Genomic DNA, 13325 nt, shown 5'->3' with positions numbered 1-13325 from the left:
TGCTGAACGGCGCGCTACGGATCGGCTGCAAACTCACACCGGACCGGCGCCACGGGACGGGTTGTCACATCAACGTGGGGAGAAACTTGTGACCGAGTGGATTTTGGCATTCGACGCCGACTGTCGATTCTGCGCAGAAGTGGTGGATCGGGTTCGCGTCTCCGTCGACGGCAAGTTGACGACAGCGGGCCTCACGGAACCTCGTATTCGCGGTCTACGCGTGCGCGCCCTGGGAGAAGGGGCCGAGTGGGCCCCGACCTTGTTGGCGGTCAACGGGGACCAGGTGCGGGCCTGGACCGGAACCGCGCTGTCCCTCCGCCTGGCGCGGCTGTTGGGGCCGGCGGACTCGCTGCGGGTGGTGCGTGCGCTGCGCGACGTCGATGTGCTGCGGTCCCCGAGCCGTCGCGGAATCCTCAAAGCCGTGCCGGGACTGGCCCTGGGAACGTTTCTGGTCACCGGCGGCCTGGCAGCCTCACCCGCGCAGGCTGTGACCCGCGCCAAGGGCAGCAAGGCGTCGCGATGGGTGAAGGCCAACGCCGACCGGCTGCCCTCCGGCTACTCCGAGTTCGTCTCCTACCCCGCGGACTATCGGCGCGCCATTTACGGCGCGCTGTCCGCTTCGGCTCGCAGTGATCTGTGGGTGGCGCACTTCGCGAACTACCGCAAGACACACCCCGGTCTGACGGCCGAGCAGTCCGCCGTCCTGGACGACGCGACGCGCCTGGCACCGCAGATCATCACGGGGCGCCATCAGGAAGCAGCCGCCGAAGGGCTGCAGACGGCGGCTGTGGAGGCGTTCGGCGAGAGCGAGGCGCGGGCGATTCTCATGGTGCTGGGCCCTGCCGACACGCAGGGCGCGGCGCCTCAAAGCGATCAGGGCACCCAGGTCATGGACTGCAACTCCCAGTGCGCGGGGAGCGGAAGCTGCGACATGATGTGCTACGCCTCACCGTGGTGGTGCAACTGGACCGACTACGGCTGCGGTCCACTGTGGCTGGGACCGTGCAGCGGGGTCTGCGCCCCCTGAAGCCACCCCTGCTCGGCGCACGCGAGCCGACCGCACCGCCCCCCGGATGAACGAGGCCGCGTGGCGCGCCCTCGACCTGACGCGCGCCCACGTCGCACGCGACCGCACCGCGATCGTCGAGCACCTCGCGGACCTGGAGGAGGACCAGCTGACGTTCACCGGAGGCGTGCTCATCACGATGTGCAACGACACCCGCGAGGTCCTGCGGAACACCGAGCGCCCGCACAATCCGGCGACCGTGTTGCGCGAGGTGGACGCGGTGGCCCGGTTCGCGCCGACCGAACACGATTTCGCAGTCACCACGGCCGCCCGGCGCAATGTCTTCGGCCTCGCGACCGCAGGCGTCCGTCTCGCTTGACCTCTTGCGCGTCAGTCCGGCAGCCAGTGCAGCTCGTGCGCCAGGGTTTTGGCGACGGCACGGATGCGGCGGTGTAGCGGCGACTGCTCGCGTGGGAGGACCAGGTGGATCGTCAGGCTGGGCGCGCCCCGCAGCGGTCGCCAGGTGAGACCGGCCGGTGCTGCCGTGATCGCGGCTTCTCCGGCCGGGGCGAGGGTGACCCCGTCGCGCAGGTCGCGCTGAGACATGTCGAAAGAGACTGCGGGCGTGTGGAATCGGGGGTGTGGTCGGGTGTCTCGGAACAGTGCGGACAGCTGATCGTGGATCACGGGGTTGGCCGCACGGTCCGGGAGCCGCAGCGGATACGCGGCCGCGTCGGCGATCTCGATCTCCGGGTGTTCGGCCAGCGGATGGTACTGCGCCAATTGGACGCCGATCCGCGCACGCCGCAGCAGGTACCGCCGCACGCCACGGCCCGGCTGTTCACCGCGGGTGATCCCGGCATCGATGCGGCCGTCGGCGACCGCGGGGGAGATCTCCGGTGTCGCCATCGGGACCGCGCCGACCTCGAGTCCGGGACTGCTGCGAATCAGCTTGTCCACCAGGGCCGGTGCCGTCTCGGCCCCGGCGCTGAGGCTGTATCCGATGCGCAGCGTGCCCAGTTCACCGGCCGCCGCGCTCCGGGCGGTGTCCCATGCCCGGTCCAGCGCCGCCAGCGCGGGCGGCGCGGACTCCGCCAAAGCCGCACCGGCCGTGGTCAATACGACGCTACGCGTGTCGCGGACCAGCAGGGCCGTACCGAGTTCCGCCTCCAATCGGCGCATCCGGGCGCTGAGTGCGGGCTGTGCGATACCGATCCGTGCGGCCGCGCGGGTGAAGTTCAACTCCTGCGCCAGCACCAGGAAGTACCGCAGGCTCACCGTATCCGGCGCCACGTGCCCTCCCTGCCGATTGATAACGAACCGTTCTGAGCCTATCCCGTACCGGTCTTTCCCCCGACCCCACACCAAGCCCTAACCTGCGCATATGACGATTCAACTCACCGCGGTTCTGGACATCGCACTCACGCAGCCCGCCGACCCTGATCTGGACGGAGGCCGTCATGCATAAGTTGGTGGTCCTGTATTCCAAGCCCGCCAACCCTGACCACTTCCGCGACTACTACGTGACCAACCACCTTCCACTGGTCATGAATTGGCCCGGCCTGCTCGCGTGGCGCTACAGCTTCGACGTGGCGGCGACCAAGGGAGAAGCGCCGTATTTCGCGGTCTTCGAAGGCGACTTCGCTGACGCCGCCGCCATGGCCGCGGCGCGGGCGTCGCCGCAAGGCCAGCGGCTGGCCGCCGATGTCCCCAACTACGCCACCGGCGGTGCAGTCGTCATCCACTATCCGGTGCAGGACGGCACCGGCTGAGGCAGGACGGTACGCTCCGGGACGCGGTCGGTCGGCCGTTGCGGCCAGGTCCGGCTGTCGGCGGACGCCGTTCGCGGTTGCCGGTTCGTTGAGCGCCAAAGGTGGGCCGATGTCCTGGCCGGATGTCACGGTGGTTGATGCGTGCGTGCGGCGCGACGGCCGGGGCGGCAGCCCCACGTCCGTCACCGACGACGACCCGGCGGCGACGGACGCGGACCGGCGTGCGGTCGCTGCTGCGGCCGGCACCTCGCACGCGGCGTTCCTCGGCCCGGGGCGGACGCCGGACGGTGGCTGGCCGGTCCGGTTCTTCACCGCCACCGCCGAACTGCCCGGCTGCGGCCACGGCACCGTTGCCGCGCAGGCCGTCCGGTTGACCCGCACCGCGCTGGGCGAGCTGAACGACCGCCAACACACTGGCGGGCGCACGTTCGACACCGTCGCGATCCGCCGCCCCGCCGGCATCGAGGTGTGGTTCGACCAGGGCCTCGTCGCGCTGCGTCACCCGGCACCGGACGAGCGCGCCACGATCGTCGCCGCGCTCGGGCTCACCGCGGCCGACCCGCACCCGACCGACGCGCCACGGATCGCAGCGCCCGGCGCACCACGCATGCTGGTACCGGTCCACGACCGGTCGGCGCTGCTCCGAGTCCGCCCACACCTCGGCAGGCTGACAGCGGCGTGCCGGCGGTACGGCCTCCTCGGCTGTTTCGTGTACGTACCGCCGGTGGGCGACCGACCGGGTGCGGCGCGGATGTTCGCGCCGGCGATCGGTGTCGACGAGGACGTCGCCAACGCCAACAGCACCGGCTGCCTGGCCGCCCACCTGCTCGACACGACAGGCGCGCAGACGGTCGCGATCGAGGTGGAGCAGGGCGACACCCTCGGTCGACCGGCCAGCGTGCTCGCTTCGGCCCGACGCGGGCCGGCGGGCATCACGACCCGGGTCGGCGGGTTAGCGGTGGTCCGCGACGGACTCTGAGGCGACGACTGGACCGTCCTCTTCTGCGATCCGCGCATGGGGCTGGGGCTGTCCGCTGCGGTCAAGCGTTGGCACCCGGTGGCGGGCGTCACCGACCACGACCGCCCTGCGCCTGCGTGACGAGGAGTTGAGCCTGCGCGACATCGCGGCCCGGCTCGTCAACTCCAAGGGCGCGAAGAAGGGTCAGCACCCCTCGCCCGCCACCGTCCTGCGCATGCTGCGCGAACATGATGAACAAGTCGCCACGGCCGAGAATGCCTGAGGCGCCAAAGCTACCGGCGGGTTACTTGTTCCCCGGTGTCTGAGCTAGGACTTCGGGGCCAAGTCCAAGGCACGTCAATCGTCGCTGTCCGCAGCCAGATTCGCGGACATGCGCTGTTCCTCGGCAGAGCGCCGCTGATCACGGTAGAGGCTCCGTGCATTCGTCCACGCCACACGCGCGCCGTCCCGGTCGCCGCGCTGGGCGCGGACGTCTCCGAGCTTGGACCACGTGTCGGCTTCCCGGTTGGCGTTGCCGATGGCCTGGAAGTGAGTGAGCGCCTGGTCGTAGGCGTGGAGGGCGCGTTGGGTTCGACCGGTTCGCCACGCGATGTGGGCCAGGGTGTCCCAGGTGGCGGCCTGGCCCTCCCCGTCCTGGTGTTGTTGGAGGAGAGGCAGCGCTTGGAGGCAGTGCTCCTCGCCGCTCGCGTAGCGTCCCAGGCGGGCCAGGGCCCACCCCGTCCCGTTCAGGGTGTTGGCCTCACCTACCTGGTCGCCGAGCCGCCGGTAGCCGTTGAGCGCTTCTTCGAAGTGGGGAAGGGCCCTCTCGAAGGCGTCGATCCGGACCTGAACTTCGGCGAGCGCATGGTGAGTTCGCGTGAGGCCGGCGGTGTCGCCGTGGTCACTGAAATGGGCACGAGCCCCCTCCAGGTGCGGCAGTGCATCCTCGTACCGGCCCGCTTGGGCCAGTGCTACCGCAAGGCGCAGACGGGTGTGCGCCGCGAGGGAGGCATCGTCCAGCGCGGCTGCCGCGTCCAGCGCTGCGAACCACGCCTCGATGCTCTCCGTGAAGAGCCCGCGCCGCCAGCGGAACGTGTGCAGGGACCACGTCAGGTGGCACACCTCGGAGTGGAAACTCCGGCGCTGGGCAAGGGCGGTGATCTCCTGCAGGCAGAGGTGTTCTGCTTCGAACCAGCCCAGGGCGCTCTCGGCGTCGTCGAACGTCAGGGGCGCGGTCTTCGGCCGGTGCGCGGGCAGAGGATCCTCCGTGGCGCGGTGGGGATCGAGGGCCCGTTGCGCGGCGTGCGCGTTGCTGACGTAGAAGTCGACCAGACGGTGGATCAGTTGATCGCTCAGTTCGGCGGGCAGCGTGGCTGCCTGCTCCTCGGCATACAGCCGGACCAGGTCGTGCATGTGATACCGCCCAGGCCGGTGCCGTCGCACGAGGCAGGCTTCCTCCAGGAGCCGCAGGGCCCGGCGTGCCTGGGCCGGCGTGCGGTCGGCGAGATGAGCGAGCGCCGCGAGGTCGATGTCCAGATGCGGCGTCAGCCCCATCAGCCGGAAGAACCGTCCCGCCTCCGGATCCAGCGCGCGATGGGACGAGGAGAACAGGATGCGCAGATTGGTGGACACCTCGCCTGCGTCCAGCGCGTCGAGACGCGTGTGAGGGTCCCGCAGCTCCTGGGCAAGCTGGTCGAGTGAGTCCCCCGGCAGGCCGACCGCGTGTGCGGCCGCGATGTCCAGTGCGAGCGGTAGCCCGGCGCACGAGTGGACGATGTCGCGCAGCGCGGGTTCCGTCGCGGTGCGCACGCTGCCCACGCGCCGGGCGAAGAGCTGGGCCGATTCCAGGTCGGGCAGCACGGCCAGGTCCACCGAGTCGGCACCGCCGCGCACTTTGAGACTGCTCAGCCTGTTCCTGCTGGTGACCAGGGTCAGGCAGCCGGGAGTGGCGGGCAGTAGCGGCAGGACCTGGTCGCTGTCCCTGGCGTTGTCGAGGAACACGAGCATCCGGCGCTCGGCCATGAGGGTGCGGTAGAGCGCCGCACGTCCCTCGGTGTCCGGCGGCATTTCGCGGTCGACGGCGCCCAGGGCCACGAGGAACGCACGGAGAACGTCGCTGGGAAGCGTGGGCTCCGCTCCCGGACTGAACCCGTTCAACTGGGCATACAGCTGGCCGTCGGGAAACTCATCGAGATGCTCGTACGCCCAGTGAAGGGCCAGCCACGTCTTGCCCACCCCGCCCATGCCACCGACGACGGAGACTCCCGGCGCGTTCTGTCGGGTGCGCACAGTGCTCTGCCGGCCGAGCAGTGTCAGCGCGTCGTCGCGTCCCATGAACCCCGTGGGACGCGCCGGCAGTTGACGTGGGATACGTGCGGGCGGTTTCGCCTCCGTGGACAGTGCGTCGGCAGAACGTCGGGGAGAGTCGACCAGCAAGCCGTCGTCGGAGACCAGCATCCGCTGGTGGAGCGCTTGCAGTCGGGGGCTGGGATCGACTCCCATGCTCTCCGCGAGTTGACCGCGCAGCTGCTCGTACGCCGTGAGGGCCGCGGCGGCCTGCCCGCTGCGGTACAGGGCCAGGATGTGCTGATGCGCTACGCGTTCGTCCAGCGGGTGCTCGGCGGCGAGTGCGGTGAGCGAGGGGACGAGATCGGCGTGCCGGCCTTCAGCGAGCAGCAGTTCATGATGCTCGAGACGGACGCGCAGGTGCTCGGTGTCCAAGGTGAGCCGGTACGCGTCCAGCCAGTCGGATGTGAGACCGGCGAAGGGCCGGCCACGCCACAGGGTCAGCGCCTCCTCGTAGTACCGCTTCGCCTCCTCGGTTGTCGCGGTGCGCGCACGGTCGGCCAAGGACCGGAAGCGGGCGAGGTCCACAGCGGTCTCGTCGGCCCGCAGTGCGTACCCGGCGGGCGTGCGGACGATGTCCCATTCCCGCTGGTCGGAGGGGGTCACTCGCAGAGCCCGAAGCCGGGAGATGTAGCTGTACAGCGTGGCGGAGGCCCGAGGCGGAGGCGCGGTGCCCCAGACGCGGTCGACCAACGTGTCCAGTGACACAGGCCGATTGACGTCGATCATCAGGAGCGCCAGGACACATCTCTGGCGAGGGGATCCGGGAACGATTTCGGACTCGCCGGAGCGGATGACCACATCGCCCAGGAGCGCGAACCGGATACTCATGCAGCTCCTTCTTCCCGTGCTGCCTCGCCGAACGGTATCTGGTCGTCGGCTCATGCCGTGGGCTGCGGGTTTTCCCCTTGCAAGAAAGTATCAAGGTCGCTGCACGACGTGTGCGCGAGTGTGGTGACGCAGGACGTACTTCCGGGGGAAGGGAAGACTCATGAACCGTCATATCGTGCGTCGGGCGCTCGTAGGCCTGGTCGGCGCCGGAACGCTGCTGGCGACCGCCGGCAGCGTCGCAACAGCGCAGGAGGCCGGCCCGAGGGCGGCAATGCCACAGCGCGGGGTGATGGGGGCCGCGTACTCCGCGCAGTCCCAGGCCGGTCGCTACCTCACGGACGGCGCCCGGATCCACACACAGCCCAGCACGGGCTCGACCGTGGTCGGATACGGCTACCAGACCCATGTCGTGACCGTCCACTGCCGTCGCGTGGTCGCGGGCGCGGAGTGGTTCTACCACACCGACAACGCCACGAACGTGACCGGTTGGGGACGGTACGACGTCGTCGTTCCGTACGTCGCCGTCGGCAACTGCTGACTCGACTCCAAGGCGTGACCGGTTGGTCCGGCTGGGACGTCTTCCGCCCGTCCGCCGGCGTGCCGCACTGTCGGCCGCAGGGCACTGCCGGTGCTGTTTCCGGCTCCCCGCCCACGGGGGTGGCGGGGAGCCGGCCGGCGGCACGGTCCGTTGTCACACCGTCGCGCCCACGAGGGCCCGTCAAACGAAGAAACACACAGGGGGACACATGCGCGCGATCCATCGCAGTGCCGTCACGATCGCTGCCGCGATGCTGGCTGTCGTGACCATGAGCGGCGCGGCGCAGGCGAAGCCCGCCGACGGCGCCTGGCAGGGGTGTCCGTACGGTGCCGTCTGCATCTACGGCCAGAACGTCAATCCGTGGGCCAACCCGCATCCGACCAACGTGTACTGGAGCTATGGCGCTCACAACCTGAGCAACCAGTACGGTGACCACTTCATCATCAACAACCAGTCCGGCATCGCCAGTGTGAGCCTGTGCACGGGCTACAACGCCGTCAACTGCCACTTCTTCCTTGACGCGCAGTACGCCGAATCCGTGAACCTGACGCCGTACAACTCCATCACCTTGAACAACCGGTAGTTCCCACGCGGCACCGGTGCACGGCCTGGTCCGCAAGCCAGCGACCGGTGACCCGCTGTACCTGTCGCTCCCCCGATGCGGTGCATGCGTCGTCCGGACGGCCGCATTTGGAACCGCCTGCTGACCGGCGACGCCGCTGCGTCCTCGGTCAGCGGGCGGCGAGGAGTTCGAGGGTGTCGATCACGCGGTTCGAGAAGCCCCACTCGTTGTCGTACCAGGCGACCACCTTGATGTGGCGGCCGTCGACGCGGGTAAGGGCCGAGTCGAAGATCGCCGAGGCCGGATTGCCCGTGATGTCGGACGACACGAGCGCGTCGTCGGAGTACTCGAGGATGCCGGCAAGCGGCCCCTCCGCAGCGGTGCGGTACGCCGCAAGGACGTCGTCGCGCGTCACGTCGCGGGCGACCGTCGTGTTGAGCTCGACGATCGAGCCCACCGGAACCGGTACGCGGATCGAGTCGCCCGACAGCTTGCCGTCGAGGTTCGGCAGCACGTGGCCGATCGCCTTGGCGGCGCCCGTCGTGGTCGGCACGATGTTGACAGCGGCGGCGCGGGCGCGGCGGGCGTCGCGGTGCGGACCGTCCTGCAGGTTCTGCTCCTGCGTGTACGCGTGCACCGTCGTCATGAAGCCGTGCTCGATGCCGGCGAGCTCGTCCAGCACCGCGGCGAGCGGCGCGAGCGCGTTGGTCGTGCAGGAAGCGTTCGAGATGACCGTGTGCGTGGCCGGGTCGTAGGCGTCGGTGTTGACCCCGTACGCGAGCGTGACGTCGGCGCCGTCCGCCGGCGCACTGACGAGGACCTTCTTCGCGCCCGCGTCCAGGTGGGCGCGCGCAGCCGTGGCCGACGTGAAGCGGCCGGTCGCCTCGAGCACGAGGTCGACGCCGAGCTCGGCCCACGGCAGCTTCCCCGGCTCCCGCTCGGCGAGCACCGTGATGCGACGGCCGTCCACGACGAGGGTGTCCCCCTCCGCGGTCACCGGGCGACCGAGCCGGCCGGACGTCGTGTCGAAGGCGAGCAGCCGCGCGAGGGTGGCGGGCTCCGTGAGGTCGTTGACGGCAACGACCTCCAGAGCGCTGTCGCGTTCCAGCAGTGCGCGCAGCACATTGCGTCCGATGCGGCCGAATCCGTTGATGGCGATGCGAGTCATGAGAAGTGTCCCTTCGGTAGGTTCCAGGTTCGCGCGCAGGATCCGCTCGTGGCAGCGGCGTGAGTGCCATGATCCGAAAGGATCGCGCCACGGGTCTGCGGGCTACTCGCCCTGGGCGAAGGTGCGCCGGTATTCGCTCGGCGTGGTGTCGAGGATGCGCTGGAAATGCAGCCGCAGATTCACGCCGGTGCCCAGACCGACGTCGGCGGCGATCTGCTCGACGCTCCGCTGGGAGCGTTCGAGCAGCTCACGGGCCACGTCGATGCGGGCGCGCATGACCCACTGCATCGGGGTGTACCCGGTGTCTTCGACGAAGCGCCGCGAGAACGTGCGCGGCGACACCCCCGCCTGCCGCGCGAGCACCGCGAGAGTGAGGGGCTCGCCCAGCCGGTGCAGCGCCCACTCGCGGGTGGCGGCGAACCGCTCGCCGAGCGGCTCGGGCACGCTGCGGGGCACGTACTGCGCCTGACCTCCGCTGCGGTACGGGGCCGCGACCACCCGCCGCGCCGCGTGATTCGACGCGGCCACCCCGAGGTCGCCACGGAGGATGTGCAGACACAGGTCGATGCCCGAGGCGGCCCCGGCAGACGTCAACACACTGCCCTCGTCGACGAACAGCACGTTCTCGTCGACCTGAACGAGCGGACGCCTCGCTGCAAGAGCCCGCGTGTAGTGCCAGTGGGTCGTGGCGCGTTTGCCGTCGAGCAAGCCCGTGGCAGCGAGCGCGAAGGCGCCCGTCGAGATGGCGGCGAGCCGCGCGCCCCGGTCGTGGGCGGCGATCAGAGCGTCGACAACGGCCTGCGGCGGGTCGTCGTGGTCGGGGAACCGGTAGCCGGGGACGAAGACGATGTCAGCCCACGCCAGCGCGTCGAGGCCGTGGCCCACGTAGTACGACAGGCCGTCGCCGCCGGTCACGAGACCGGCGGCCGCGCCACACACCCGCACCTCGTACGGCATGCTCGCGCGCGTCGTGAACACCTGTGCAGGAATGCCGACATCGAGCGGCTTCGCACCCTCCAGGACAAGGACGGCGACACGTTGCAGGCGGGAGTCGGACACGGGAAAAGAGTACGTGGGGTGCGGGGCCGGCCCATTCGTCCGTCGCCTCTGGCGCCGGGCACCGTCGGGTCTCCGGGGACGGGGGTTAACCCGAGGAATGAAGGGGCGTCAGCAGGAGTGCGACAGGTGACACCCGGTTCCTAGATTTGTGGGCGGGGACGCAGTGCTTTCCGACCAAGGGGGAAACGTGAGGGGACACCGGCGGCGCGGGCTGCGACTCACCGTGGCAGGTACAGCGCTGCTATCGGTATTGGCCGTTACGGCACCGGGAGCTCCGGCCCGGACCGGAGCGAGGCCGGGAGACTGCGGCGCACATACGGCCGTGCAGCGGGCGCTTCGTCAGCTGACCGGCGCGGACGGCGTCGTCGGCGCGGCCATCGAGGTGGACACCCCGGGGTGCGGGAAGTGGGTCGGCACCAGCGGGCAAGCCGACGTCCGCACCGGAAAGCCCATGTCCAGTAGGGACCGCATCCGCATCGGCAGCAACACGAAGACCTTCACCGCGACCGTACTTCTCCAACTGGTGGCCGAACACCGGGTCGACCTGGAGGGGACGGTGGAGCACTACTTGCCCGGGCTCATCGACACCCACGGCTACGACGGTCGGAAGATCACCGTAGGCCAACTCCTTCAGCACACGAGCGGGTTGGCCGACCACGTGGACGGCCTGGACTGGGATCACCCGGAGAACTGGCAGTCGCACGACTTCACCCCGCGGGAACTGGTCGCGCTGGCGCTCTCACAGCCCCGTCCCCAGCAGGCCTGGTCGTACTCGACGACCAACTACATCGTCCTGGGGATGATCATCCAAAAGGTCACCGGCCACTCCCCCACCAGCGAGATCACACGTCGGATCATCCGGCCCCTGGGCCTGGACGACACCTACTGGCCCGGCACCGACGCGACGATCCAAGGCCCGCATCCGCAGGCCTACCAGCACATCGAGAAGGACGGCAGGACCCTGCTGGCGGACGTGACCGATTTCAACATGGCCTACGGCGGAGTCGGCGGCGCGCTGGTGTCCACACTCTCCGACGAGAACCGGTTCTTCACCGCGCTGCTCAGCGGCCGGCTGCTCCGCCCCGCTCAACTGGCACAGATGAAGAGCACCGTGGTCACCGACCCGGACAGGACCTGGCCGGGCGCCCGCTACGGGCTCGGGCTGATCTCCACCCCGCTCGACTGCGGCGGCCGCTACTGGGGCCACGGGGGCACCACGCCAGGGTTTGAGACCAACGGCGGAGTCGCCCCGGACGGCCGCCGAGTGCAATTGGTCCTCAACCAGACCCTCGACACCCAGCAGGGCATCGACGACAAACTCGCCACGATCCAGACCGCGCTGTGCGAGAACCGCTGAGCGCACCGTGGGCGCGGAATGGACGGGACCGGACACCTCCCGCTCCACCGGCCTGCCCGAACAGTCAGGAATGACATGACGAACATGAGGCGCGTGCCGGTAAGAGGCTTGGCTCCCTTGGCGACCGCCGCCGTATTCGCCGTCCTCGCGGCGACGCCCGCAGCACCCGCGGGCCGACAGTCCGCGGGGATGACCGCAACGACAGCACCCCTCGCCCGCTACGAAGACCAGAGGGTCACCTGGACAGGCTGCCGGCAGGGGCCGTCGGACACCGTCGGCGAGACACTGGACCAGGCCGGTGCCCAGTGCGCAACGCTCAAGGTGCCGCTCGACTACGGCCACCCCGCCGGCCGCGCCATCAGTGTTGCCATCTCCCGACTGAAGGCCACCGAAAGCGGCCACCGCCTCGGCGCGATGCTGCTCAACGGCGGTGGTCCGGGCGGCGGTTCCATCGACCTGCCGCCGGACATCAGCTCCCTGATGAACGGCGTCGGAGCGCGCTACGACCTGATCGGCATGGACCCCAGGTCCAGCGGCCGCAGCACCCCGGTGGACTGCAACTGGCCGATCAGCACCTGGATGCGCTCACCCGGCACGAACCGCAGGGACTTCGACGGCGTGGTCGCCCTGCAGCGCGACCTGGCCGGCCGCTGCGAGAAGACCAACGGCGACCTCCTGCCGTACGTCAGCACCCGGAACACCGCCCGCGACATGGACATCGTCCGGGCCGCGCTCGGCGAGCCGCGGCTCTCCTACTACGGTGCCTCGTACGGCACTTACCTCGGTGCCGTCTACGCCCAGATGTTCCCGGGCAGGGTGGGCCGCATGGTGCTGGACAGCGCGGTCGACCCTGGCAACTACGGCGCCGAGGACATGCTGGCCGATGCCGCGCCGGCCAACGAGACCGCACTGCACGACTGGGCCGACTGGACCGCCGGCCACAACAGCGAGTACCACCTGGGCGCCACCCGGGACTCCGTACTCACCACGGTCGACGGCATCATCGCCACCGCAGCCGAACAGCCGCTGAAAGTCGGCGACTACCGGGTGGATGACCAATCCCTGCCCTTCGTTCTCATGAACGGCCTCGACAGCGACCAGGACGAGTCAAGCGCGTCGCTGGCAGCCTCGGTCCAGGCACTCCACCAGGCAGCCGAAGGGCAGGCTGCCGAGCCCACCGCGGACCTCAAGGACACGCTTGACTTCCTCTTCACCGGCATGGAGTCCGCGGCGGGCAGCTCTCAGGTCGCCGTACTGTGCGGCGACAAGTCCGTCGACCGCGACCCGCAGGCGTACTGGCGGAGAATCCAGCAGGTGAAGGTCGGCCAGCCCGTCCTCGGACCGCTGCTGAGCAACATCAGCCCCTGCGCCTTCTGGCCCACCGCGCCCCGGGAAAGGCCCACCCGTATCGACAATGGCGTCCCCGCCCTGATCGTGAACTCCACCGGAGACACCCGGACCACCTACCAGAACGCTCGGGCCCTGCACGCCAAGCTGACCGGTTCCCGCTTGGTCACCCTGCAAGGAGCCCGCATCCACGCGGTCTTCCCTCGCTACGCGAACAGGTGCGTCAACGACACGATCAACGACTACTTCCGGACCGGCGTCCTGCCCACCACCGATCTGACCTGCACCTCCGCTGCTCCCGTCCCGTTGCTCTCGAAGACGCCCTGACGGCTTCCGCTACGTCCATTCCCTGCCGGAGCTGTTCGGAGCAGCCGGCCCGCT

General features: G+C 69.7%; 13 protein-coding genes. 9 read left to right on the top strand and 4 right to left on the bottom strand.

Going from position 1 to position 13325, the window contains the following annotated elements; all coding sequences use genetic code 11:
* The first annotated feature begins 220 nt into the window (after positions 1-220).
* Positions 221-1027, top strand: a complete 807-nt coding sequence (locus tag ACFWM2_RS35260; protein WP_383288597.1) for a bacteriocin fulvocin C-related protein — start codon at positions 221-223, stop codon at positions 1025-1027.
* A 46-nt stretch (positions 1028-1073) separates the two neighbouring features.
* The gene (locus ACFWM2_RS35255) at positions 1074-1385 is read left to right on the top strand and encodes a hypothetical protein (protein ID WP_383288594.1); all 312 of its coding nucleotides are present in this window, start codon (positions 1074-1076) and stop codon (positions 1383-1385) included.
* Between the two features lie 11 nt (positions 1386-1396).
* On the opposite strand, the gene ACFWM2_RS35250 is transcribed toward ACFWM2_RS35255, so the two are convergent.
* Positions 1397-2299 (bottom strand): LysR substrate-binding domain-containing protein, encoded by a 903-nt coding sequence (locus ACFWM2_RS35250; RefSeq protein WP_383288591.1) that lies wholly within the window; start codon positions 2297-2299, stop codon positions 1397-1399.
* Between the two features lie 167 nt (positions 2300-2466).
* Here ACFWM2_RS35250 and ACFWM2_RS35245 point away from each other — a divergent pair, with 167 nt between their 5' ends.
* The 3 genes from ACFWM2_RS35245 (at position 2467) to ACFWM2_RS35235 (ending at position 4019) form a co-directional block, all read left to right on the top strand.
* Positions 2467-2778 (top strand): EthD family reductase, encoded by a 312-nt coding sequence (locus ACFWM2_RS35245; protein ID WP_383288588.1) that lies wholly within the window; start codon positions 2467-2469, stop codon positions 2776-2778.
* 109 nt (positions 2779-2887) lie between these two features.
* Positions 2888-3757 carry a PhzF family phenazine biosynthesis protein gene (locus tag ACFWM2_RS35240; RefSeq protein WP_383288585.1) on the top strand — a complete coding sequence of 290 codons (870 nt, stop codon included), beginning with the start codon at positions 2888-2890 and terminating at the stop codon, positions 3755-3757.
* A gap of 127 nt (positions 3758-3884) precedes the next feature.
* Positions 3885-4019, top strand: a complete 135-nt coding sequence (locus ACFWM2_RS35235; RefSeq protein ID WP_383288582.1) for a hypothetical protein — start codon at positions 3885-3887, stop codon at positions 4017-4019.
* A 74-nt stretch (positions 4020-4093) separates the two neighbouring features.
* On the opposite strand, the gene ACFWM2_RS35230 is transcribed toward ACFWM2_RS35235, so the two are convergent.
* The gene (locus tag ACFWM2_RS35230; protein WP_383288579.1) at positions 4094-6913 is read right to left on the bottom strand and encodes a BTAD domain-containing putative transcriptional regulator; all 2820 of its coding nucleotides are present in this window, start codon (positions 6911-6913) and stop codon (positions 4094-4096) included.
* A gap of 160 nt (positions 6914-7073) precedes the next feature.
* Here ACFWM2_RS35230 and ACFWM2_RS35225 point away from each other — a divergent pair, with 160 nt between their 5' ends.
* Positions 7074-7451 carry an SH3 domain-containing protein gene (locus ACFWM2_RS35225; RefSeq protein ID WP_383288576.1) on the top strand — a complete coding sequence of 126 codons (378 nt, stop codon included), beginning with the start codon at positions 7074-7076 and terminating at the stop codon, positions 7449-7451.
* Positions 7452-7659: 208 nt separating this feature from the next.
* Complete coding sequence (locus ACFWM2_RS35220) at positions 7660-8034, top strand: hypothetical protein (protein ID WP_383288573.1); 375 nt, start codon at positions 7660-7662, stop codon at positions 8032-8034.
* Positions 8035-8182: 148 nt separating this feature from the next.
* Here ACFWM2_RS35220 and gap read toward each other — a convergent pair whose 3' ends face one another.
* Complete coding sequence (gap, locus tag ACFWM2_RS35215; RefSeq protein ID WP_383288570.1) at positions 8183-9181, bottom strand: type I glyceraldehyde-3-phosphate dehydrogenase; 999 nt, start codon at positions 9179-9181, stop codon at positions 8183-8185.
* 102 nt (positions 9182-9283) lie between these two features.
* On the bottom strand, positions 9284-10240 hold the full coding sequence (locus tag ACFWM2_RS35210) for a GlxA family transcriptional regulator (protein WP_383288567.1): 957 nt from the start codon (positions 10238-10240) through the stop codon (positions 9284-9286).
* 322 nt (positions 10241-10562) lie between these two features.
* Here ACFWM2_RS35210 and ACFWM2_RS35205 point away from each other — a divergent pair, with 322 nt between their 5' ends.
* Positions 10563-11597 carry a serine hydrolase domain-containing protein gene (locus ACFWM2_RS35205; protein WP_383288564.1) on the top strand — a complete coding sequence of 345 codons (1035 nt, stop codon included), beginning with the start codon at positions 10563-10565 and terminating at the stop codon, positions 11595-11597.
* A gap of 189 nt (positions 11598-11786) precedes the next feature.
* Complete coding sequence (locus ACFWM2_RS35200; RefSeq protein WP_383288561.1) at positions 11787-13271, top strand: alpha/beta hydrolase; 1485 nt, start codon at positions 11787-11789, stop codon at positions 13269-13271.
* Positions 13272-13325: the final 54 nt, after the last annotated feature.

Origin of the sequence: Streptomyces sp. NPDC058371 (assembly GCF_042723265.1) — a bacterium.
In the GTDB taxonomy this organism is placed as follows: domain Bacteria; phylum Actinomycetota; class Actinomycetes; order Streptomycetales; family Streptomycetaceae; genus Streptomyces.
Note: the sequence above shows the minus strand (reverse complement) of the source record. Positions and strands in the feature narration are given on the sequence as shown.